Below are 20,817 nucleotides of genomic sequence, written 5' to 3'. Positions count from 1 at the left end.
GATCGGGGGGCGAGGGTTCGCATCGGTTATCGCCGCGGAGCGTAAGGTTCTGCGGTTGCGGGTGGTGGCGGGGAAGGGCAGCGGAGGTGTTCGGGGTCTCCGAGCGCTCTGTGGGCACCTGGTGGCGAACCTACCGACGGGGCGTCCGGCCTTGCCGAATTGATTAGCGCGGAGGATCGGGGCACGCTGTTCGGCGCGATGGCTGACTACACGCCCGAGGAGTTGTTGATCGGCGGCCACGTTGTGGACCCGCCCGGCGGTGGTCAGCTGATCAGGCTTGTCGTCGGTGTGGACATGACCGAGCAGGGCGTCGGTTTGTGGCTGCGCCGCCACGCGTTCGCTCCGCAACGCCCGGCACGCCGGACCTACGAACAGCAGCCTGCTGCGGTGCGCGCGTGGTTGGACGAGGACAATCCGGCGATCGAGCCACGGGCGAGGGCCGAGGTGCGGCGGCGAGATGCGAGATCAGAGTGCACACCAGGATGTCTTGAACCTGCGTCCGACCGGTCGAAGTGTGAAGTGGCAGCAGTCCTTGCACACGCAACTACCGTCTACGCTCGGATGATCCACGGACTCCAGGATCTAGGCGAGATGAGGACGGCGGCGTGTCATGGCCGGGTCTGCGGTTGACCGAGAGGCTGGCTGTGGCGTTGCGGGTCCGGCTCGAGTTTCGCACCGCGTGAGGGGTGAGTGTTCGACGGTTGAGCCGGTGCCTGTCGCCGTTTCACACTGGGGTGTGTGGAGCAAATTTGGAGCAACTGGCGGAGCCCAATGACGTGCGACGGCCTCGAACGGCGGTGAACGGCACCGGCTGACGTGCTGATTCTCTGTTTGCGCTGGTGAGGGAAAAGGCCGGACCACTGGCAGTGTGAGGGTCAGGGGTTCGAGTCCCCTCAGCTCCACTTGAAGTAGAACCCGTCTGATCGAGCGATTTTCGCTGGTCAGGCGGATTTTTGCTGTTCTGGGTGGATCTTGGGTGATCGTCTGCTGATCGTGTTGCGGTGACCCTGTGGAGCAGTTCTGGAGCGGGATTTGCCCGAATCCACTCGGTGGTTGGCCGCCTAGCTGGGACGATCGATGCGACCCCTCCCGCCAATGGTGTGAGGGTCATAGATCGTCGAGCCCTCGGCGACCACGTTGTACGTGTTCGGTCAGGAGATCCGCCTGGAGGCCGGCACGACGACGCCGTCGTGGACCCGCTACTACAGCCACAACGGCCGCACCGTGGCGCAGCGCAACTCCATCTCGGGCCCGAAGTGGTTGCTGTCCGACCACCAGGGCACGGAGACAGCCGCGGTGACTGCGGGGCGGGCATGGCAGTGGCGACTCGCCGCCAGAGGGTGCGCGTGCGCGGTGGTGGGCGTTCGTGCTCGGTTCGGGCTTTCGCGTCGGGATCGTGTTCCTGATGAGCTTGGCCGTCTTTGGTTTGGTGATGATCGGCGTGCTGGCGATCGTGTGGCGTGCCTCCATGTCGTGTCGGGGAGAGTGTGGGGATCAGAGATGAGCAGGAAGTTCGAACTCCAGCCGTTCGAGGCTGATCAAGCCGCACCGGCGGACCTGAGAGCGCTCTACGAGCTGTCGGTGGCCGCTCTGCGTCTGGATCGCCCGGATCCGGTGGTGCTCGATTATGACGACTGGGTGGCCAGTCTGCGGCAGCTTGCCCCGAGTTTGGGGCCTCGGGGGTACTGGATCGCGCGTTGTGATGGCGAGCTGGTGGCCAAGGCCGTCGTCTACTTCCCGCCGAAGGAGAACGAGCACCTAGCGCTTACGGAGATCACCGTGGCACCGCGGCGACGGCGTGAGGGTGTGGGGACCGCGGTGCTCATGGCGTTGCTGCCGGAACTTGAAGCGCGTGGCAGGAAGCTCGTGGAGGGCTGGGAACTGTCCAAGGGCGGACCGGGGGCGCAGTGGGCGGTCGGGGTGGGGATGCGCATCTCCAAGTCGACGATCGCGCAAACGCTGGATATTCGCGATGTCGCCCCGGCGCTCTGGGAGGTGCCTGCTCCTGACGGTTTCAGGGTGGCGGAGTGGGTGGGAGCCGCGCCTGATGAGCTGGTGGCTTCGTACGCTCGCGCGCTGCACGTGATGCGCGATGCGCCTGCCGGCGACTCCGAGTACAGGCTTGCGGAGTGGACGGCCGAGCGCGTACGCGAGGCCGAGGCTCGCCATCGTGAGCGGAACGTCGTGCAACGGGTGGTGGTCGCGGTGTCCGAGGCGACAGGTGAGGTTGTTGCACTGACGCAGATGGACCTCTACACCGCCTATCCCGAGTGGGCCGTTCAGCAGGACACCGCCGTGATACCCGCGTATCGCGGCAAGGGGCTCGGACGGTGGGTCAAGGCGCACATGTTGCGGGCACTGCTCGCCGAACGGCCCTCGATCGGGAAGATCTACACCAACGTGAACGCTGACAACCAACACATGATCAGGGTAAACGGGCAGATCGGCTTCACGACCAGCCGCTCGACGGTAGGGGTCAGCGGGGAGATCGCCGAACTGCGCCGACTGCTGGGCTGAGTCTCACACTGATCGTGCTGGAGCGGAGCTGGAGCAGGGCAGGCAGTTGAACGTCGTCGAACGGCACTCAACGGCGCTGAACGGCGGCTAGTTGCGTTGGACTTGTTGCGGTTCTAGTGTTTGAGCTGGTAGGAGTCCTCTGTGGACCAAACTGGCAGTGTGAGGGTCAGGGGTTCGAGTCCCCTCAGCTCCACAATTTGATACAGTGCACGAATCGCCCGCTGGCCTGTGAGAACAGGTTAGGCAGGCGATTTTCGTTATGCGTCCACTGTGGACAGCCGGGTGGTGTTCCTGTCGCACGGCAGGCAGGCACGGCAGGGTGCTCGCCCGCAGCTGCGCGCCGATGAACCTGGATCGCCGGTACTCGTTGGCGCACCGAGGAATGCTTCCAGCGGCCGAAAACGAAGCCGGACTGGACCATCACCAGGGATCAGACCCAAGCACCTCGCCGGCGCGAACGTTGCGACCTCGTGTCGCACCTTGTCATGGCGGGCGGCGCAGCCCATCCAGTACGAGGGTGATGACACCGTCGGCTTCGCCCCTCATGAGAACAGGGCCTTGAGGATCTTCGCGGACACCGGCAAGTGCGTTGGCGCCGGGCAGTGCGTGCTTACCGAGCCCGCGCTGTTCGACCAGAGCGAGGACGACGGCACGATCATCCGTTCAGCGTGGACGATCACGTTGATCGATGGGTTCCTTTCGGCCCCGGCGTGATCAAGTAGCGCAGCGGCCCATCGGAGAACACTCCGCGCATCACCGGGCCAGGCGGTCCAGCAGTTCGGCGAGCAGCGCGCGTTCGCCCGGCGTGAGGTCGCCCGGATCGTCGGCGATCAGCGCGCGCAGGGTGAGTGCGGTGCTCGCGCGCTTCGGCGTGCCCGCCGGGGCCGTGTGCAGGACGGCTGCGAGCGCGGCCTCGCGAACCCGTTCGGACAGGCCGAAGTCCGGGTCCGGCTGGGAGATCAGCGTCAGCGTGATGCCGACGTTCGCCGCGAGCACCTGCTCGGCGGCGTCGTCCGCGGGCACCTTCAACAGGCCTCGAGCGGCCGCCTCGGTGAACCGGTCGCGCAGCGCGGCGTGCGCGGGGGCGGTGACGGCGCAGGGCTTGCCCGGTTCGGCGCGGCCGTAGAGCAGGCCGTAGAACGACGGGTGCTCCAGCCCGAACCGCACGTGCCGGTCCCAGCCCTCGCGCAGGTCGCCGAGGGGGTCGCCGGAGCTCTCGACCGCCGTGTACTGGGTGAAGCCGTGGTTCGCCACGGCGTCGATCAGGCCCTGCTTGCTGCCGAAGTGGTGGTACAGCGTCGGCGCCTGCACCCCGGCGCGTTCGCACACCGCCCTCGTGGACACCGTGCCGCCGGTCTCCAGCAACTCCGCCGCGGCGAGCAGGAGCCGATCCCGTGCGTTCTGCATGTTTGCTACAGTAGTCCATGTAGCGATACATTGATGGCTATAGCGCCATGTGGAGCGCTATAGCGAGAGGAGAAGTCCATGAGGACCTGGTTCATCACTGGTGGAACGCCCGGAGGGTTCGGCCTGGTCTACGCCGAGGCTGCGCTGGCACAGGGCGATCAGGTGGTGGTGACCGCCCGTCGGCCCTCTGAACTGCGGGAATGGGCTGAACCGCACGGCGACCGCGTGCTGGTTCTCCAGCTCGACGTCACCGACGCCGAGCAGGTGCGCGCGGCGGTCAAGACCGCGGAGGAGCGGTTCGGCGGGATCGACGTGCTCGTCAACAACGCGGGCCGTGGCTGGTTCGGCTCGGTCGAGGGGACCCCTGACGAGACGATCCGCCGCACGTTCGACCTCAACCTGTTCGCCGTGGTCGAAGTGGTCCGCGCGGTCCTGCCGGGGATGCGGGCACGCGGCGACGGCTGGATCGTGAACATGTCGTCGGTGGCAGGCCTCGTCGGCGCGGAGGGGTTCGGCTACTACTCGGCGGCGAAGTTCGCGCTCGAAGGACTCTCGGAGACGCTGCGCCAGGAAGTGCAGCCGTTCGGTGTGCGCGTGCTCGTCGTGGAGCCGGGAGCGTTCCGCACCAAGGCCTACGCCGGCTTCCAGGACGAGCCCGTCAACGAGACCGTCGACGCGTACGTGCCGCTGGTCGAGAACGTCAAGGCGGCGTTCGTGGACCAGAACGGCAAGCAGGCGGGCGACCCCGAACGCGGAGTGCAGGCCGTGCTCAGCGCGATGAACGCACCCGTTCCGCCGCACCGGATCGTGCTCGGCAACTCCGGCTACGACGTCGTTGTCGCGATGCACGAGAACGCACTCGCGGAGCTGCGCGCGAACGAGAAGCTCTCGCGCAGTGCGGACTTCTGAACCGGCTACCAGAAGCTCGGCCCTGGATGGGCCGTCCCGTTGGTGCTGCAAGGACGTGCCAGGACGCGCCCTGCGTCCTGGAAACCGAGAGACCGGAGAGCGGAAATGGACAACGTCACCCTTCCCAAGGCTGTCGACGACTTCGTCGCGGCCACCAACGCGCACGACGTGAACGCGCTGGCCGCGGTCTTCGGCGACGAGGCCACCGTGCGCGATGACGGGACGACCTACGTCGGCGAGGCCGAGATCCGCGAGTGGATCCAGGCGCACCTGATCGACCCCAAGATCGTGATCACGCCTATCTCGTTCGAGGGTGATCGGCTGGTGGCCTCCGGGGACGGGGACTTTCCCGGCGGGCCGCTGTCCTTCGCGTTCGTGTTCGGTATCGAGGACGACCAAGTCACCGATCTCACGATCGACCCCGTTTGATTCGGTGCCGGCCGGGGCGGTCTGAGGGCTGCCCCGGCCGTGAGTGGGGAGCAATCCAACGCAATGGTCCGCTGCACAGTCCGGACGATGTATTGTTGATGCGGTAGCCACGTGAGTAGAATTCCCGGCAGTCGCGAGGAAGGATCACATGGAATCTCCTGTCTGGTGGGTGAAGAACGACAGGATTGGGCGGAGCAGGCTTTTCCTCCTTGCCTTCGCCATCCTCTGCGTGCTCGGAGCTGCCGTGGTCGGCTGGCCGAGTTGGACGAACGCGTTGATGATTTTGGTCCCCTCGGTCGTCGTGTTCATCGGCGACTACCTGTTCTGGCGCGTCGATTTGCGTCGAGCCAAGAATCCGTAGGAGCCCGGTGTCGGCGGCGGTGGAGCTGGCGTAGCCGGGCGCTCGGAGGTTGTGGAGCACGGTGCCTGAGGAGCGAGCAAGCCTGAAGAAGAAGCGGGCGCCACGAGTCATGATCATCTGGGGGGACGACCTCGACTCTCCCCGGTCGCCGCACTGGGCAGGACTGCACGACCACTGGTTCCGTCCTTGCCGGGCGGACGCCATCCTGCTTGTCAACGGCATGGTGGAAGACCTGATCGACTGGCCGAATTGGGCCGATGCCACGTCGATCTGCGACACGTTCTTCCTCACTTGCGTGGAAGCTGAGGAAGGGGCCGGCCTGGAGTACGTCTACGGTGGCAGGAAAAGGCGGATTGTTTCTGTTGACATCAAGCTGCCCGCTGAAGTCGTCCGCGCCACCTCGATTGCGAAGGTAGTCGGCACCCTGGTTGAATCCGCGTTGGCGGCCATCGAGTTTGCGGCGACCAGGCTGTCGATTCCCTCTCCGCCGTTGGACGCACTTCCGAGGGGAGAGAGCCTCCTGGGCGGAAACCGTGTCAGCGCGCTTCGTGACATCCTGATGCCGAACAACGTTCTGCTTGTTCCCGTGGGGCCGCCGAGGGATCGAAGACTTCTCAAAGAGAAGCTCGTTCTCGAACTCGGCGGCACCGACCACGATGTCAACGGTTATCCGGGTGTGCTGTGCGCACTTCCTCCGAAGGTGCGGATGTCAGCCGACGTCGAGGTCGACGTGGGAGACTTCATCGCCAGCCCTGTGCTGATCGAGCAGCTCGCTCTTCCTGAACCGGTCGAACTCGTCGCGTTCCTGTCCGGTGCGGACTTTGATCATCGCGCGACGAGGCTGGCGCAAGCCGCGAGGACCCGGCGCGTCCTCGCGGAGCGCGTCAAGATGAGGCTCATCGCCACGGGGCGGGACAACTCCGTCGTCTGGATGACGTTCTGCGGCGACGAACTGCGATTCGACGTCGAGGACTTCGTGGGGCCAGGCTCCCGGTAGAGGTCTTGTGGAGCATGCCTGAGTCCCGAGCAGGAGGCCAACGCTGAGCGCGTGGGCACCGGGCTGGGAAGAAGCGGGCTGAGGGGCTCCGGGGACGACAGAGCCCGGCCGGTTGAGATCAGCCGGCCGGGCTCTGGTGGTTCGTACCTCCTGGGCCGCCGGTGTGCCGGCGGCGGTGGGTACTAGGAGGGGACGACGTTCTCCGCCTGCGGGCCCTTCTGGCCCTGCGTGATCTCGAAGGAGACCTTCTGGCCCTCCTGGAGCTCGCGGTAGCCCTGGGCGGCGATGTTCGAGTAGTGCACGAAGACGTCGGCGCCACCGCCGTCCTGTTCGATGAAGCCGAAGCCCTTTTCCGAGTTGAACCACTTGACGGTTCCGGTGGCCATGTTGCACTCCAAGCATCAAACGGCACCGCACGATGCGGAGCCAAAGGGGATCGGTCATGGTCGCCGAGGCACGGAACAGCAAAACGCCCGTGACACGTGATCACGGGCGAACGGTACTTCGGAACCATGACTGATGGACACCACGCTACACCGACCGGTGCGACTTCGCTGCCCAGGTGGTGCAGATTTTGGCGAAGAGGGCGTGAGCTGGGCTGAACGGCGGTGAGGGGCGTGTCGTCGCGGCTTCCGGTCGGTGGCGCCTCAGCTCGGCCACTCCGGTGTCTGGTGCCTCCCCGAGTACTGGGACGCGGGCTGGTCTCGTCGAGCCTCGTGTGACGCGGACACCGCGGCCGCCGGGCACGGGACCGTCGCGGCCCTTGCGGGGGCGCCGGCCACGTACTTGGCGTAGAGCTCGTCGAAGATCGGGGTTGCGGTCATGCACAGAATGGTGATGAGAAAAGATCACAAATCTTGTCACGACAGGTTTAAACCGCTTGATGGGGTGATCTGTGATAACGAAATGGAAACCGTCCGCGGGCGGGGGTGAGCTTTCCCCGCACATGACGAAGCGCCCGGCCGGAGTCCGGCCGGGCGCTTGCGTGGTCTTCCAGCAGGCCGGTTTGTGCCGGCGCAATCGTCATCGTGGCCGCAGAGGCGGAAGGAGTGCCTCCGCGGCCACGACAACGACCTCATCTTGTCGTTTTTCAACGAGATCAGGCACGCCGGTCGAACTCCACAATGCCGGTCGGGCGTGGCGACGTCGTGGCGAAGTCGATGGTTCACGGCGTCGTCACCGTCCGGCATTTTCGGATGTACCGGCCCCCGAAGAAATCAACCGGTCAGCCACTGCGTCGACGGGCTTGCCGGTGCACCGCCTCGACTTCAGGCGGTGCACCGCCGCAACGATCAATGCACGTCTTCCAAGCACACCGGTACAGGCGTCAGCCGGTTCCGGTGATTCCCTGCGAGGTACGGCGGCGCGGGTCAGCGCTCGTCGTCGTCCTCGTGGTGGTGGTGGTGCTCGTGCTCGTGGTCGATGTCGATGTCCGGGTTCACGCACGAACCGCTGTCGTTGTTCGAGAGGATCGGCACAGCGATGACGTTGACGTCGATGTGGCAGACGTTGATGTCGCTGAGCAGCTCGGAGTCCTCCATGTTCACCAGGCCGACCTGGTGGTCGTGGTCGTACTCAGAGGCGAGCGTCATCATGTCGCTCATCGCGTCGCCCTGCGTCGCGAACGCGGGCGAACCCATCATCAGGAAACCGGCGCCAACGGCGGCCGCGGCCACAGCCTTCTTCAGCATGATTGCTCCTCATGAACCAGTCGTTTGACCTGCACGTGTGAGAAAAGGCGGGAGCGGACCCCGGCATTCCGGCCGGGGCTCCGCCCCAACTGCAAGAACGGCGCGATCACGGGGAGCGCCGTTTCACATCACTCGTCGTCGGGGTTGGCGCACAGGCCGCTGTCGTTGTCCGACAGCACCGGCACCGCGATGACGTTGACGTCGATGAAGCAGGCGTTGATGTCGCTGACGACCTCGGAGTCGTCCAGGTCGACGAGGCCGACCTGCTCCGTGATGTCCAGCTCCGGGGCGTCGGCCATCGCCGTGGAACCAAAACCGAGGAAAGCGCCCGCGATAGCGACGGCCGCCCCTGCCTTCTTCAGCACGAAAATCTCCTTGAGTAATTTGCTCGGAACAGATTGCGCCGACGAACCGCATCGGCCGCAAGTCCGACAGCACCATATCCAGGTGATCGGGATGGGCAAAATCGGTGATCACGCGATGGTGTGAATGTAGCCGTTACACCACCCTTTCGGGTGGTGTCGGAATTGTGATGTTCCGGGGTGGCCGAGCATTTGAACAGGCAGAACGCGGAAATCCGGCGGATTTGGCGTTGTCGCGGGGCAAAGCGAATCCGCCACGTGTTCCGGTGGGGCCGCCGTTCGCCGCGGCCCCACCGGAAGTGCCGTCCTCAGCGGATCGTCGCGGCGATCAGTCTGTTGTCGCGTTCAGCGTCTTGTAGCCGACGCCCAGCTGGGCGAACGACTCCAGGGTGAACTCGGTGAGCTGGTCGACCGCCAGCTTTCCGAGCAGCAGCACCCGGACCTGGTCCAGCCGGGCGCCCGTGAGGCCGGGCTGCTCGCGGTACTCGATCTTGACGGTGTTCCCGCCCATCGTGCTGACGTCCACCTTGACGTCCCGGTAGACGCCGGTGAGCTTCGAGGTGATCTTCGAGACGAGGTCCTGGAGCAGGATGGCGCCGGTCAGCGCCGCGATGATGGTCAGGATCGTCGTCGGGTCCGTGTACAGCACGCGGGACCTCGGCGTCGACCAGCCGCCGTTGCTGTAGAGCCGGGTCGCGGTGTTGTCGTCGGTGAGGTCGATCTCCACGGCGTTGGACCTGGCCGAGCTGAACATGGTGCTCGTCGTGATGTCCTGCTCGAACCACACCTGCACGACCTCCATCGGCGTCAGCACGTCGCTGCCCGGAACGATCGGTGTCTCGGCCACGTAGATCGGGGTCGTCTTGCCCTGCCCGTCGACGCCCGTCGAGTACGCGGACAACCCGGGGTGGATCGAGCCGTAGTGGTTGACCAGCGTGATCCCGGTCGCCGGGCCGCCGGACGAGGCGTCGCCCAGCAAGCCTTCCTCGCTCAGGACCGCCTCGTAGCCCAGGCCGATCGGCACCTTGTTGGTCGCGGTGTGCACCCAATCGTTGCCCTTGAAGTCGTTGCTGCCGAAGAGCTCGTAGAGCGGCTGCCACGAGAACGTGTTGTCGACGAGGTAGTCCTCGGCTGACTGCCAGACCACGTTGTAGGTGTCGTTGACCTTCTTCGCGAAGCAGAGCATGTAATGGCTCTTCTTGAGGGCTTTAAGGTCGTCCGGGGCGATCTGGATGTCGATGCTCTTCATCTGGCCGTTGGGCATGGTCGCGCTCCTCGGTCGTCGGCGGGGGTCGTCGTGACTCCCGGAGCACAACCTCCAGCGGCGGCGTCTCCCGCGGGTCGTCGTGGCGGGCGGGGCGCCGTCGGCCGATCGTTTGGCCCCTGTCGTGTCACTCGATGGGTTGGACTGGGCCGGAAGGGTGCGCTTGGGCCATTGGCGTTACCGGCACCCGGTGGATCCGGGAGGAACAACGACACGCCGTGGACGCGTGCTCCCCACCGGGTGACCACCGGCGCGGAAGTCAAGCCCGCGCACGACTGAGCGGCGCCCGTTCGCCGGCGGTCCGGCCGACGGCGGGGCAGGCGCGAGCGAGACGCACCGAAGACGCGGCCGGTGCGATGCTCGTCGCCCCGGGAACACCGCAGGCGAAACCGGAAGGACCACGATGAACGAAGCGTCCGAAGGCGGCAGACGGACCGGGACCGGGGGAGAGCGGCTGGTGCTGCTGGGCCGGTTCGAGCTGTTCACCGGGTCCGGGGACGTCGTGCTGCCCAAGGGCGCGCAGCGGTTGCTGGCCTTCCTCGCGATCCACCACGGCGACGCGGTGAGCAGGCAGGCCGCCGCGGAGCAGCTGTGGCCGGGATGTCGCAGGCAGCGCGCCAACGCGAACGTCCGGCAGGCGCTGTGGCACCTGCGCCGGGCGACGGACCGGCCGGTCGTCGAGCCCTCGGTGGACCGGCTGCGGCTGTCGCCCGCGCTGACCGTCGACTTCTGCCGGGCGGTCGAGGCCGCCCACCTCGTCGTCGGCCCGTCCGCCCCTCTCGGCCCACGCGTCGCGGACGGCCTGGTGGATGCCCTGTCGCAGGACCTGCTGCCCTACTGGGCCGAGGAGTGGCTGGCCCCGGAACGGCGGCGGTGGGAACAGGTCAGGCTGCACGCGCTGGAGGCGATCGCCCAGCGGTTCATCTCCGCGGGCGCGCACCTGGCCGCGCTCGAGGCCGCGTTCACCGCGATCGCCATCGACCCGGTCCGGGAGACCGCGCACCGGACGGTGGTCGCGGCCCACCTCGCCCAGGGCAACTGCGGGTCCGCGCTGCGGCACTACCAGCAGTACCGGGCCCTCCTGCACCGGGAGCTGGGTGTCGCGCCGTCCGCGCAGATGACCCGGTTGGTGGCGTCGCAAGCGGCGATGTGAGCCCCGCGCCGCGTGCTCGCCCATCGGCCGTGACCAGGCCAGGAGGTAATGTCCGTCGGGTGGAGAAGATCGTCCGCATCGGCGTGTTCTACGACGGCACGTGGTTCGCGTACCTCAGCGACTTCTACGCCACCGCGCACCGGCGGGCGGCGCGGATCTCGCTCGACGGCTTGCACGACGCCCTGCGCTGGTTCGTCCACACCGAGACCGGACGGCCGCTCGACGAGTGCGTGGTCGCTGAGGCGCACTACGCGCGCGGCCGCATCGAGACGCCCGCCGTGTCCTTCGACGCGGCGCTGACCGCCGCCGGCATCACGCGCCACGACCTGCCCCTGGTCGGCGGCAAGGAGAAGGGCGTCGACGTCCACCTCGCCCTGGAGGCGTGGGACCGGGCGATCTCGGCGCCCCTGCAGTGGGTCGTCCTGCTCACCGGCGACGCCGACTTCGCCCCGCTCGTGACCAGGCTGGCGGCACGGGGCGTGCACGTCGTGGTGCCGGTGGTCGACGTGCGGACGATCGAGAAGCCCCCGGCCTGGACGCCGCGCACCGCGGCTCCGCTGCGGGCGGCCACGCCGTTCACGCCGGGGTTCGACGCGTTGTTCGCACCCGGTGACGACGCCGCCTACCCGCTGCGGCGGGCTTTCGTGCGGTCCAGCGAGGTGGTGGCCTCACCGGTGGGGGCGCCGCGCGGGCGCAGGCGCGGCACGGTCGCCACGTGGAAGTCGGGACAGGCACACGGGTTCATCACGGACACGCGCGGCGGTTCGTGGTTCGTTTCCCGCGACGATTTGCCGGACGGGCTGACGCTGTTGCTCGCGGGCACCCCGGTCTCATTCACCGGGTCGCCCGTGCCGGCTCAGGGCAGGAAGTACCCGCGCGCGCAGTCGGTGCGCGTCGATGATTTCCCGGCGGCGCGGACGCGCTCTTCCGCGCACTGACACATCGCTTGCCGCCGGTGTCAGCGGAACGTCAGCGCCGGTCGTGATCCTTCTCGGCAAGACGAAATTCTCCCTGCACGAGTCGAGGGTTCACGGTGCTGAAGAAATCTGTTTTCATGGTGCTGATGGGTGCGCTGATCAGCGCGTCCTTCGGTGCCGGTGCGGCCAACGCGGCGACGGCGCGCAACGGTGTGTGCGAGTCGGGCGAGTTCTGCCTGTACTACAACAGCAATCAGGCGGGTTCGGTTTCCGACTTCGACACGTCGATTCCGGACTACGGAGACGACCAGCCGAGCTGTTACGAGTTCAAGAGCGCGGGCAACGGTCAGGGCCTGTGCGTGAAGAACAACGCCGCCGCGGTGTGGAACCGCACCGGCGGTTCGGTCACCGTGTACTTCAACAGCGGTTACGCCGGTCCGCGGCAGACGATCGCCGCGGGTGCCAAGGCGAACCTGAACTCGGACCTCAAGAACGAGAACGCCGCGCACAAGCTCGGTGACGGTGGCGGCACGCCGCCTCCCGGTGGCTCCTACGGCGCCCCGGCCACCAACCCGCACCCGGAGGCGAGCGCCCGTGCGCCGCAGGCCACCAAGCGCACGCAGCACGTCGACGACCAGATCCGGGCGCTGACCGGCGAGAAGGACTGCTGGGTCGGCGACTACCGCAGCTACGAGCCCTCGACGAGCAACCACAACACCGGCAACGCGCTCGACTGCACGATCTCCAACGCGATCGGCTCGCACCCGTCCGCGGCGCAGAAGGAGCAGGGCTGGAAGCTCGCCCGCTGGCTGCAGAAGTACGCGTCGCAGCTCGACGTCCGCTACGTGATCTGGCAGGGCAAGATCTGGAGCGTGGCCCGCTCGGCCGAGGGCTGGCGCGACTACACCGCGGGCAGCGGTGTGACCGGTGGCCACTACGACCACGTGCACGTCTCCATGCAGAACCCGCACGGCGACTGATCGCCACGCGGGAGAGGTGACCTGCCCGGGGTGGGCGGCGGGGCTGTGGAGGCCCGGCCGCCCACCCCGTCGTCGTCGCACCGGGCTCAGGGCCGCAGGTCGTGGACGATCAGCGAGGCGGCGAGCAGCCGGATGTCCGCGGGGTCGGCCGGGTTGTAGCCGGTCAGCTCGGTGACCCGGCGCAGGCGGTAGTTCAGCGTGTTGCGGTGCAGGTGCAGCTTCTCGGCGGTCCGGTGGCGGTTGTGGTCGCTGTTGAGGAACTCCCGCAGGGTGTGCAGCAGGTCGGGGTGCTCGGCCAGCTTGTCCATCACCAGCGCGAGGCGCTGCCGGCCGGGACCTGGCCGGCAGAGCTGGTACTCGAGCAGGACGTCGTCGAGCACGTACGCGCCGGGCGGGCGGCGCAGCCGCGCGACCAGCTCGGCGATGTCGGCGGCCTGCCGGGCGGCGGCCGGGATCTCCGCACGGCCCTGTGCGGCGGCGATCCCGCCGACCAGGCCGGTGCCCGCGGCCGTGTGCAGCCGGTGGACCAGGTCGGCGGCGTCGGCCAGCTCCTGCTCCAGGTTCTCGGCCGTCGTCGGCAGCAGCACGGTGCCGCCGTCGTGGTCCAGGGCGGAGAGCGCGTGCCTGGGGAGCTCCGCCCGCAGCCGTCGCACCAGCGCGTGGGCGGCGAACCTCGCGTCCGCGGCCTCGGCCAACGGCGGCGCCTCGACCCGCACGGCCAGCACGACGTGGTCGGTCGCGAGGTCGAGACCGATCCGCTCGGCCAGCGGCTCGGCCTCCCTGCCGGTCAGCAGCGCGGCCACCAGCGCCCGGCCGGCTTCCCGGCGTTCGGCGTGCAGCTGCTGCTGTTCGGTGAGGTAGGAGGCGGCGACGGCGGGCACCGCGACGCTGAGGTACTGCAGCAGCGCGGGCACGGTCGCCAGCAGGTCGTCCAGCTCGTCCTGCTCGGCGACGTCCGCCATCGCCATCCACCCGACGTGCGCGGCGACGTGGTACGTGCTCAGCACGACGTCGAGCGGCACGCCCTGCTGCGCCCGGCGCACCGCCGTGGCGATCTGGTCGGCGAGCTCCTCCGGCGCCGGCGGCCGCTGTTCGCGCAGGGCGCGCAGGAAGACCTGGAGGTTGCGGCTCACCGCCTCGGTGATCTCCCGGTCGACGAGCTGGTGCGGTAGCTGCCGGTAGGCGGCTGACCTGGCGAAGAACGCCTCCAGCACCTTCTCGGAGATACCGGGGATCTGCGTCGCGGCGCGCTCGTACAGCGGGGCCTGCGGATCGGGAGCCTGGATGTCGACCACCGGCAGAGGCTCGCGCATGCGAGGGCCGGGGGCCATCGCCCGAAACGGTCTTCTTCGGTGAGCACCGTGCACGAAAGCACCCACCCGCCGTTGTGCAGCTGACCCAAACACTTGACCTGATCGAGTGACATCCGGTGAGTCGTGCTCGTGCACGTGGCCAGAATTGTCCCCTTCAAAACGGCAGGGGCAGGGTGACTTGGCACATCACGCGAACAGCGTCCAAGAATGCATGAAGGTGTTGTTGCGGCGAGGGTTTCAGCGGTCCGTGGTGCGAGACCGCATGACGTGCGTCAACGCGGTCATGTTCCGCCGGGTGTGGCGGGGCACCAACGAGACGGTGCTGGCGTACTCGGAGTCGGAAGCGCTGGCCTACCGCGTGCGTCAGGAGGACGTCGATCCGGCGGACCCGTTCGTCGTCGACCCCGACCACGCGCTGTGGCAGTGCGGCGGCGAGTTCCTCGACGTCGCGGGGCAGCTGCTCGAGCTGCCCCCGGCGCCGGAGCACTCCACCTTCGACCGCTGAGCTCAGCCGGTCAGGAACTGGTTCGGGCGCAACGCCCTGCCGACGACGCGCGTGTCCCCGATCGCGCCGTAGAAGCCCTGGCCGTACCGCAGCGCGAACTGGGTCGCGCCGATCACGAACGGTTTGCCCTGGGTGGTGATGCCCCTGGACTCCTCCGCGGCGTTGCGCGCGATCTTGGCGCCGTCGACGTACATCGTGGTGCGGCGGCCGTCGTTGACCACCGCGACGTGGGTCCACCGCCCGACCGGGATCGCGTGGCTCCACGAGGTGGGGTCGGCGTCGCCGGGCACGGGGTAGACGACGAACTGCAGGAACCGCTCGCCGGACACGTTCAGGCTGCAGGTCGGCTCGTCGTCGGACCAGCCGCTGTGCTTGCCCGCGTCACCGGCGCGGCCCTCCCAGCTCAGCACGCCCATGAACGCGTGGTCGCCGGCGAACGGGCTGGGCAGCTTGAGGAACGTCTCGATGGTGTAGCCGGACTCGAACTTCGCGCTGTTGATCGCCGCGGTGGGCGACGTGCGCAGGATCGCGCCGCGGTCCGGTCCCTTGCCGCCCGCGAACGACAGGCTGGCGTGCGCGGGCTGGGCGTCGTGGTGGTCGCGCGACCACGTCAGCACGTCGGGCGCGCTGGCGTGCAGGTGCTGCACGGTGAGGTCGTTGCCGTTGCCGGTGAGGTCGCGCACGACCGTGCCGGGCGCCACCGCGCCCTCCGCCGCGGAAGGCAGTCCCTCGGTGTCGAACCGCCAGTACGCCACGGTGTCCCTGGTCAGCACGGCCCTCGCGGGACGGGGCGCGGGCAGCGCCGGCGGCGCGAACGCGGCGAACCGGCGGCGGAAGTCGATCTCGACGGTGAACCTGTCGGTCTCGCCGCTGAGCTGCGCGGTCTCGGCCTCCGGCAGCGTGTCGCGCCTGGTCAGCAGCCACGGTGAGAACGTCTCGACGTCGATCACGTTGCGCGCGAGGTCGAACGAGTAGAACCGGACCATGCCGGCGCCGCCGTAGTAGCGCTCCTGGTAGTTCGTGATGTGCAGGTGCACGGGGTTGCCGTGGTCGTTGGTCAGCGTCGTGCGCCCGGACGGCCAGTAGTGCCCGTTGAGCGTGAGGAAGATCTGGTCGTTGCGCCGGATCAGCTTCTCCCACAGGTGGGTGCCGTGACCGGACAGCTCGGCGCGAGGGCTGCCGGCGACGAGGTCGTGCGTGGTGAGGATCGTCGGCAGGTTCCGGTGCCGGTCCAGCACGCCCTGCGCCCACTCGACCCCCTTGTCCGACACCCGCCAGTCGAGCGCGAGCAGCAGCCACTCCCGGCCGCCGCCGGAGATCACGTGGAAGGTGTTGTAGCCGCCGGGGGAGGCGCCGCCGAACGTCTTCATCCGCGCGAACCTGTCCGGCCCGAACGTCCGCGAGTACGGCGTGGGGCCGCGCTGGTCGTCGGTGCCGCCCGGCACGTCGTGGTTGCCGGCCAGCACGCTGTACGGGAGCTGCCCGCCGATCGCGCCGAACACCGAGTCGGCGGTCCGCATCTCCTTCTCGGTGCCGTGCTCGGTCACGTCGCCGAGGTGCGCCAGGAAGACGATGTTCGCCTCGCGCCGCCGCCTCACCAGCGCGCGCAGGGCCTCCCTGACGGGTTCGGGGTCCGAGCCGCCCTCGTCGAGGAGGTACTGGGTGTCCGGCAGGACCGCGATCGTGAACCGCTGGTCGCCGTCGCCCGCGGCGGGGGCGGCACCGGCGGACGGGGCACCGAGAAGCGCGGCGGTGGCGGGCGCGGCGAACGCGGCCTGCAGCAGCGTGCGGCGTCCGATCTCTGACTTTTCGGCCATGCGCGCAGCATGTCCGGCCACATCGGACCGGAGGTTGACGGGAACGGGAACACGCGCTGAACGTTGCGAGAGCGCTCCCAACTCATCCCAGCCAGCTCACCCCCGCCTGCTCACCACCTCGGTGATCCACACAGGAGCGAACGGCGAGGTGCAGTTCGGCGGCGTCGGGTAGTCCTTGAGCACCTCCAGCCGCTCGCCGATCTCGATCGCGCGGGCGCGGTGCGCGGGGTGGTCGATGCCGATCTGGGCCAGGCAGTGGTTCATCGCCCACTGCAGGCGGTCGTCGGCGTCCTTCATCTCCCGTTCGACGACGTCGAGCAGACCGGAGAGGTCCAGGCCGTCCGGCTTCTTCGCGACGCGGTCGGTGGTGAGCGCCCAGCCAGCGCTCGCGACCACCGGGTCCGGGTCGGCGAACCACGCCCGGCGCAGGTCCTCGGCGTGGGCGCTCTTCTTCACCACGTAGTTCACGAGCCAGTCGTGGACCTTGGGGCGACGGGCCTCGCGCAGCATGGTGTCCAGCTCGTCGCGCGTGAACGCCTTGGGCCGGCAGACCAGCAGGGCGAGCAGGCGGGCCGCGGTGTCACCGGTCGCCCACAGCGCGACCGCGAGGTCCTGCTGGGTCTTCAGGCGCTTGGCCACCGCGCGCAGCTTGCCGAGGTTCACGCCGTGGTCGTCGCCCTGCTTCTCGTTGACCGCGCGCGCCCTGGGGTCTTCGAGCGCGGCCAGCTCGGCCATCACCTCGGTCACCGTCGTGCCGGCCACCGCGTTCGCCACCGTCCGGCCTCCCGTTCGCCACTGGTGACGACCAGCCTACGACCAGGCGCGCTGACAATTGTCACCTCGACGAGGTGACTGCGGCTCACTACTGCCGCAAGGCCGGTCCGAGCAGGCTGAACACCATGGAAACGGTGCTCGAGGTGCGTGGGGCGCGGCACGACTACGGTGCCACGCGAGCGTTGGACGGCGTCGATCTCGACGTCGGCGCGGGGGAGTGCGTGGCGTTGCTCGGGCCGAACGGGGCGGGCAAGACGACACTGGTGAACCTGGTGGTCGGGCTGCTGCCGGCGAAGGAGGGCCGGATCCGGGTCTGTGGCGGCGATCCCCGTGTCGCTGCGACCCGGCGGCGGCTGGGGGTGGTGCAGCAGTCGCTCGGGTTCCCCACCACGTTGAAGGTGGGTGAGCTGGTCACCGGGGCCGCGGTGCGTGCGGGTGTGCCGAGGTCGGCCGCCGGACCGGTGCTCGCCGAGCTCGACCTGACCGACCTGGCGGGGCGGCGTGCGGTGAAGCTCTCCGGCGGTCAGAGGCAACGGCTGCAGCTCGCCATGGCGCTGGTCGCCGATCCGCGGCTGCTGGTGCTCGACGAACCGACCGCGGGCCTGGACCTGACCGCGCGCAGGAGGTTCTGGCAGTTGCTCGCCCAACGGCGCGAGCGCGGGACCGGCGTGCTGCTCACCACACACCTCGTCGAGGAGTCGTCGGCCGTCGCCGACCGCGTGGTGGTGCTCGGCAGGGGACGCGTGCTGGCGAGCGGCACGCCGGACGAGCTGGTGGCCCGGCTGCCCGATCGCACGGTGATCGCGCGGACGGCGTTGGGGCGCACGCGGCTCGAGGCGCTGCCCGGCGTGGTGTCGGTGCGGGCCGACGGCGAGCACGTCCACCTGGGCACCAGGGCGCCGGAGGCGTTGTTGCGGGTGCTGCTCGCGGAGGACCCCGGTCTCGCGGACCTGAGGGTCGAGAGCGCGGGCCTGGCAGAGGCGGTGGCCGGTCTGGTCGAGAGGGGTGCGGCGTGAACGCGAAGGTCTTCGGTGTCGAGCTCGCGGACGAGCTGAGGGGGATCGTCCGCGAGCCCGCCGCGCTGTTCTTCTCCATCGTCATGCCGGTGGCGTTCTTCGCGCTCTTCGTGTCGCTGTTCGGAAAGCTCGGCAGCGGCGGGTTGTCGGCGGGCACGACGATGCTCACGACGTTCGGCGCGTTCGGCGTGATCTCGGTCGTGCTGATGAACCCCGGCATCGGGGTGGCGGCCGACCGGGAACGCGGCTGGCTGCGGGCGAAGCAGGTGTCGGCGGTGCCGATCGGCGTGACGCTCTCGGCGAAGGTGGTGGCGTCGCTGCCCTACGCGGCGGGCGTGCTGGTCGCGATGACGGCGACTGCCGCGATCACCGGTGCGCTTGACGCGCCGGTGCCCGCCCTGCTGCGGATCCTCGGCGTGTTGCTCCTCGGCGCGTTGCCGTTCGCCCTGCTGAGCCTCGCGATCGGGTTCCAGGTCGGTACGGGCGCTGCCGCCGCCGTCCTCAACGCGGTCCTGATCCCGTCGGCCGTGCTGTCCGGGCTGTGGATGCCGTTGGAGATCATGCCCGCGTTCTTCGCCGACGTCGCGCGGTTCCTGCCCACCTACCACCTGGCCCGGCTGGCGCTCGCGCAGCTCACCGGTGCCCCCGCCCTCGCGCACGCGCTCGTGTTGCTGGGTACGACGATCGTGGCCGCGGCACTGGCCGCGGTGTCGTATCGTCATGCGCGGTCATGAAAAAAGTCGCCGGTGCCTCCCGCTGGTTCCACCTGCTGTACCTCGGGAACCTGCTGTGGTCGGTGGTCTTCGACCCGGCCACCGACTGGGTGGACTGGGCGCTCGTCGCCGTGGTGGTCGTGGCCTTCGTCCCGATGTACGTGCTGGCGTGGCGGCGGCCGGAACTGGTCCGCCGGTGGTGCCTGGTGCCGACGGTGGTGCTCGGCGCGCTCGTGACGCCGTTCAACACCGGGGCCGCGGTGCTCTTCGTCTACGCGGCGGCGTTCGCCGGGCTGGCGGAGTCGCGACGTGTGGCGATGCGGTGGTTCTTCGGCCTGTCGGCGTTGATCTGCGTGTTCGCGGTGGTGTCGACGGTGCCGATGCCGTACCGGCTGTGGGGGCTGCTGCCGTCGCTGATCTTCCTGTGGCTGGTCGGCGTCCTGCAGGTGGAGTGGTCCGAACGCGAACGCGACGCCGAGGAGCTGCGCATCCGCACCGCGCGGGTCGAGCACCTGGCCACCCTCGCCGAACGCGAGCGCATCGCCCGCGACCTGCACGACCTGCTCGGCCACACGCTGACCGCGATCGTCGTGCGCGCCCAGCTGGTCGCCGCGGACCCGGCGCGGGCGCGCGAGGAGGCGGCGGAGATCGAGCGCACCGCCCGCGCGGCGCTGGGGGAGATCCGCGACGCCGTGACCGGCTGGCGCAGCGCGAGCCTCGACACCGAGCTGGAGGCCGCGCGGACGGCGTTGACGAGCCTCGGCGTCGAGGTCGTCGTGCGGCGGGACCCGGACCTCGTGATCGTCGGCTCGACCGAGCACGAGCTGGCGCTCGCGTTGCGGGAGGCCGTGACCAACGTCGCGCGGCACGCCAGGGCGAGGACGTGCCGCATCGGGGTCGAGGCTCGCGACGGCGAGCTGCGGCTGGTGGTGGCCGACGACGGCGTCGGCAGCCGGGCGCCGGAGGGCAACGGCCTGACCGGGATGCGCGAGCGCATCGCCGCGCTGGGAGGTTTGGTGCGGCGGACCGGTTCGGCGGGCACGACCGTCACGATCGCCGTGCCGCTGCGGGTGGCGACGTGATCAGGGTCGTGCTGGCGGAGGACCAGGCGATGGTGCGCGGCGCGTTCGCCCAGCTGCTGGACCTCCAGCCGGACGTCACGGTCGTCGCGACCGCGGGCGACGGGGACGAGGCCCTCGCGGCGGTGGCCCTGCACCGGCCCGACGTGCTGCTGACCGACATCGAGATGCCCGGCAGGACCGGTCTCGACGTCGCGCAGGAGCTCAGCCGCCTGGGCGGCTCCACGAAGGTCCTGATCATCACCACGTTCGCCCGCGGCGGGTACCTGCGCCGCGCGATGAACGCCGGGGTGGTGGGTTACGTGCTCAAGGACGCGCCGATCGCCGAGCTGGTGTCCGCGTTGCGCCGGGTGCACGCCGGCGAACGCGTCGTCGCGCCCGAGCTCGCGATGGCCGCGTGGGACAGCGCCGACCCGCTCACGCCGCGCGAGCGGGAGCTGCTGCGCGAGGTCACCACCGGCGCGAGCAACGCCGACATCGCGGCCCGGCTCAACCTCGCCGAGGGCACGGTCCGCAACTACCTGTCCACGGCGATGGCGAAGCTGGGAGCGCGCAACCGGTCCGAGGCCGCGAACACCGCCAGGGACCGGGGCTGGCTCTGACCTGCCGGACG

General features: G+C 69.0%; 24 protein-coding genes. 15 read left to right on the top strand and 9 right to left on the bottom strand.

Annotated elements, in window-relative coordinates; genetic code table 11:
• The first annotated feature begins 198 nt into the window (after window positions 1-198).
• From BMW88_RS27695 to BMW88_RS27685, 3 genes are all read left to right on the top strand, one after another.
• Entirely contained in the window at window positions 199-630 is a 432-nt protein-coding gene (locus BMW88_RS27695) for a helix-turn-helix domain-containing protein (protein ID WP_143116267.1), read from the top strand.
• A 513-nt stretch (window positions 631-1,143) separates the two neighbouring features.
• On the top strand, window positions 1,144-2,517 hold the full coding sequence (locus BMW88_RS27690; RefSeq protein ID WP_143116266.1) for a GNAT family N-acetyltransferase: 1,374 nt from the start codon (window positions 1,144-1,146) through the stop codon (window positions 2,515-2,517).
• A gap of 558 nt (window positions 2,518-3,075) precedes the next feature.
• On the top strand, window positions 3,076-3,231 hold the full coding sequence (locus tag BMW88_RS27685) for a ferredoxin (RefSeq protein WP_143116265.1): 156 nt from the start codon (window positions 3,076-3,078) through the stop codon (window positions 3,229-3,231).
• Between the two features lie 39 nt (window positions 3,232-3,270).
• Here the strand turns inward: BMW88_RS27685 and BMW88_RS27680 are convergent, their stop codons facing one another.
• Entirely contained in the window at window positions 3,271-3,924 is a 654-nt protein-coding gene (locus BMW88_RS27680; protein WP_089955862.1) for a TetR/AcrR family transcriptional regulator, read from the bottom strand.
• A gap of 78 nt (window positions 3,925-4,002) precedes the next feature.
• Between BMW88_RS27680 and BMW88_RS27675 the strand changes: the two genes are divergently transcribed.
• From BMW88_RS27675 to BMW88_RS27660, 4 genes are all read left to right on the top strand, one after another.
• Complete coding sequence (locus BMW88_RS27675; protein WP_089955860.1) at window positions 4,003-4,833, top strand: SDR family NAD(P)-dependent oxidoreductase; 831 nt, start codon at window positions 4,003-4,005, stop codon at window positions 4,831-4,833.
• Window positions 4,834-4,938: 105 nt separating this feature from the next.
• Entirely contained in the window at window positions 4,939-5,262 is a 324-nt protein-coding gene (locus tag BMW88_RS27670; protein ID WP_089955857.1) for a nuclear transport factor 2 family protein, read from the top strand.
• A gap of 148 nt (window positions 5,263-5,410) precedes the next feature.
• Window positions 5,411-5,623 (top strand): hypothetical protein, encoded by a 213-nt coding sequence (locus BMW88_RS27665; RefSeq protein ID WP_143116264.1) that lies wholly within the window; start codon window positions 5,411-5,413, stop codon window positions 5,621-5,623.
• A gap of 61 nt (window positions 5,624-5,684) precedes the next feature.
• On the top strand, window positions 5,685-6,620 hold the full coding sequence (locus tag BMW88_RS27660; RefSeq protein WP_143116263.1) for a hypothetical protein: 936 nt from the start codon (window positions 5,685-5,687) through the stop codon (window positions 6,618-6,620).
• A 182-nt stretch (window positions 6,621-6,802) separates the two neighbouring features.
• Here BMW88_RS27660 and BMW88_RS27655 read toward each other — a convergent pair whose 3' ends face one another.
• From BMW88_RS27655 to BMW88_RS27640, 5 genes are all read right to left on the bottom strand, one after another.
• Entirely contained in the window at window positions 6,803-7,006 is a 204-nt protein-coding gene (locus tag BMW88_RS27655; RefSeq protein WP_089955849.1) for a cold-shock protein, read from the bottom strand.
• Window positions 7,007-7,267: 261 nt separating this feature from the next.
• Window positions 7,268-7,444, bottom strand: coding sequence for a hypothetical protein (locus tag BMW88_RS42170; protein WP_177221385.1), 177 nt, complete (start codon window positions 7,442-7,444; stop codon window positions 7,268-7,270).
• A gap of 546 nt (window positions 7,445-7,990) precedes the next feature.
• Window positions 7,991-8,311 carry a hypothetical protein gene (locus BMW88_RS27650; RefSeq protein ID WP_089955847.1) on the bottom strand — a complete coding sequence of 107 codons (321 nt, stop codon included), beginning with the start codon at window positions 8,309-8,311 and terminating at the stop codon, window positions 7,991-7,993.
• 128 nt (window positions 8,312-8,439) lie between these two features.
• A complete protein-coding gene (locus BMW88_RS27645; protein WP_089955845.1) occupies window positions 8,440-8,676 on the bottom strand; it encodes a hypothetical protein in 237 nt (78 codons plus the stop codon).
• 325 nt (window positions 8,677-9,001) lie between these two features.
• Entirely contained in the window at window positions 9,002-9,937 is a 936-nt protein-coding gene (locus BMW88_RS27640) for a hypothetical protein (RefSeq protein ID WP_089955843.1), read from the bottom strand.
• Between the two features lie 403 nt (window positions 9,938-10,340).
• Here BMW88_RS27640 and BMW88_RS27635 point away from each other — a divergent pair, with 403 nt between their 5' ends.
• The 3 genes from BMW88_RS27635 to BMW88_RS27625 all read left to right on the top strand — a co-directional run bounded on the left by BMW88_RS27635 (window position 10,341) and on the right by BMW88_RS27625 (window position 12,987).
• The gene (locus BMW88_RS27635) at window positions 10,341-11,090 is read left to right on the top strand and encodes an AfsR/SARP family transcriptional regulator (protein ID WP_089955840.1); all 750 of its coding nucleotides are present in this window, start codon (window positions 10,341-10,343) and stop codon (window positions 11,088-11,090) included.
• Window positions 11,091-11,149: 59 nt separating this feature from the next.
• Window positions 11,150-12,028 (top strand): NYN domain-containing protein, encoded by an 879-nt coding sequence (locus BMW88_RS27630; RefSeq protein ID WP_089955838.1) that lies wholly within the window; start codon window positions 11,150-11,152, stop codon window positions 12,026-12,028.
• Window positions 12,029-12,123: 95 nt separating this feature from the next.
• Complete coding sequence (locus tag BMW88_RS27625) at window positions 12,124-12,987, top strand: peptidase inhibitor family I36 protein (RefSeq protein ID WP_245778097.1); 864 nt, start codon at window positions 12,124-12,126, stop codon at window positions 12,985-12,987.
• 86 nt (window positions 12,988-13,073) lie between these two features.
• On the opposite strand, the gene BMW88_RS27620 is transcribed toward BMW88_RS27625, so the two are convergent.
• The gene (locus BMW88_RS27620) at window positions 13,074-14,300 is read right to left on the bottom strand and encodes a PucR family transcriptional regulator (protein ID WP_089955833.1); all 1,227 of its coding nucleotides are present in this window, start codon (window positions 14,298-14,300) and stop codon (window positions 13,074-13,076) included.
• Window positions 14,301-14,562: 262 nt separating this feature from the next.
• Between BMW88_RS27620 and BMW88_RS27615 the strand changes: the two genes are divergently transcribed.
• Window positions 14,563-14,805: a hypothetical protein gene (locus BMW88_RS27615; protein WP_143116262.1), complete on the top strand. Its 243-nt coding sequence runs from the start codon at window positions 14,563-14,565 to the stop codon at window positions 14,803-14,805.
• A 2-nt stretch (window positions 14,806-14,807) separates the two neighbouring features.
• Here BMW88_RS27615 and BMW88_RS27610 read toward each other — a convergent pair whose 3' ends face one another.
• On the bottom strand, window positions 14,808-16,622 hold the full coding sequence (locus BMW88_RS27610) for a laminin G domain-containing metallophosphoesterase family protein (RefSeq protein WP_089955828.1): 1,815 nt from the start codon (window positions 16,620-16,622) through the stop codon (window positions 14,808-14,810).
• A 96-nt stretch (window positions 16,623-16,718) separates the two neighbouring features.
• On the bottom strand, window positions 16,719-17,384 hold the full coding sequence (locus BMW88_RS27605) for a DNA alkylation repair protein (protein ID WP_177221414.1): 666 nt from the start codon (window positions 17,382-17,384) through the stop codon (window positions 16,719-16,721).
• 137 nt (window positions 17,385-17,521) lie between these two features.
• Here BMW88_RS27605 and BMW88_RS27600 point away from each other — a divergent pair, with 137 nt between their 5' ends.
• Genes BMW88_RS27600 through BMW88_RS43520 form a run of 4 tightly spaced genes read left to right on the top strand, consistent with a single transcriptional unit; the run spans window position 17,522 to window position 20,806 of the window.
• The gene (locus BMW88_RS27600; protein ID WP_089955827.1) at window positions 17,522-18,412 is read left to right on the top strand and encodes an ABC transporter ATP-binding protein; all 891 of its coding nucleotides are present in this window, start codon (window positions 17,522-17,524) and stop codon (window positions 18,410-18,412) included.
• Entirely contained in the window at window positions 18,409-19,146 is a 738-nt protein-coding gene (locus tag BMW88_RS27595) for an ABC transporter permease (RefSeq protein ID WP_089955824.1), read from the top strand. The genes BMW88_RS27600 and BMW88_RS27595 overlap by 4 nt, the downstream gene beginning before the upstream one ends.
• Window positions 19,143-20,207: a sensor histidine kinase gene (locus BMW88_RS43525; RefSeq protein ID WP_245778096.1), complete on the top strand. Its 1,065-nt coding sequence runs from the start codon at window positions 19,143-19,145 to the stop codon at window positions 20,205-20,207. Before BMW88_RS27595 ends, BMW88_RS43525 begins: the two co-directional genes overlap by 4 nt.
• Window positions 20,204-20,806, top strand: coding sequence for a response regulator transcription factor (locus BMW88_RS43520; RefSeq protein ID WP_281249450.1), 603 nt, complete (start codon window positions 20,204-20,206; stop codon window positions 20,804-20,806). Before BMW88_RS43525 ends, BMW88_RS43520 begins: the two co-directional genes overlap by 4 nt.
• Window positions 20,807-20,817 lie beyond the last annotated feature (11 nt).

The sequence above is a fragment of the Lentzea xinjiangensis genome (assembly GCF_900110955.1).
GTDB classification, from domain to species: Bacteria; Actinomycetota; Actinomycetes; order Mycobacteriales; family Pseudonocardiaceae; genus Lentzea; species Lentzea xinjiangensis.
Note: the sequence above shows the minus strand (reverse complement) of the source record. Positions and strands in the feature narration are given on the sequence as shown.

Excerpts from the sequence above, each read along its gene's own strand:
- BMW88_RS27695 (WP_143116267.1), top strand. The coding sequence starts at position 199 with ATGGCTGACTACACGCCCGAGGAGTTGTTGATCGGCGGCCACGTTGTG.
- BMW88_RS27680 (WP_089955862.1), bottom strand. The coding sequence starts at position 3,924 with ATGCAGAACGCACGGGATCGGCTCCTGCTCGCCGCGGCGGAGTTGCTG.
- BMW88_RS27675 (WP_089955860.1), top strand. The coding sequence starts at position 4,003 with ATGAGGACCTGGTTCATCACTGGTGGAACGCCCGGAGGGTTCGGCCTG.
- BMW88_RS27670 (WP_089955857.1), top strand. The coding sequence starts at position 4,939 with ATGGACAACGTCACCCTTCCCAAGGCTGTCGACGACTTCGTCGCGGCC.
- BMW88_RS27665 (WP_143116264.1), top strand. The coding sequence starts at position 5,411 with ATGGAATCTCCTGTCTGGTGGGTGAAGAACGACAGGATTGGGCGGAGC.
- BMW88_RS27655 (WP_089955849.1), bottom strand. The coding sequence starts at position 7,006 with ATGGCCACCGGAACCGTCAAGTGGTTCAACTCGGAAAAGGGCTTCGGC.
- BMW88_RS42170 (WP_177221385.1), bottom strand. The coding sequence starts at position 7,444 with ATGACCGCAACCCCGATCTTCGACGAGCTCTACGCCAAGTACGTGGCC.
- BMW88_RS27650 (WP_089955847.1), bottom strand. The coding sequence starts at position 8,311 with ATGCTGAAGAAGGCTGTGGCCGCGGCCGCCGTTGGCGCCGGTTTCCTG.
- BMW88_RS27640 (WP_089955843.1), bottom strand. The coding sequence starts at position 9,937 with ATGCCCAACGGCCAGATGAAGAGCATCGACATCCAGATCGCCCCGGAC.
- BMW88_RS27635 (WP_089955840.1), top strand. The coding sequence starts at position 10,341 with ATGAACGAAGCGTCCGAAGGCGGCAGACGGACCGGGACCGGGGGAGAG.
- BMW88_RS27620 (WP_089955833.1), bottom strand. The coding sequence starts at position 14,300 with ATGCGCGAGCCTCTGCCGGTGGTCGACATCCAGGCTCCCGATCCGCAG.
- BMW88_RS27615 (WP_143116262.1), top strand. The coding sequence starts at position 14,563 with ATGACGTGCGTCAACGCGGTCATGTTCCGCCGGGTGTGGCGGGGCACC.
- BMW88_RS27610 (WP_089955828.1), bottom strand. The coding sequence starts at position 16,622 with ATGGCCGAAAAGTCAGAGATCGGACGCCGCACGCTGCTGCAGGCCGCG.
- BMW88_RS27600 (WP_089955827.1), top strand. The coding sequence starts at position 17,522 with ATGGAAACGGTGCTCGAGGTGCGTGGGGCGCGGCACGACTACGGTGCC.
- BMW88_RS43525 (WP_245778096.1), top strand. The coding sequence starts at position 19,143 with ATGAAAAAAGTCGCCGGTGCCTCCCGCTGGTTCCACCTGCTGTACCTC.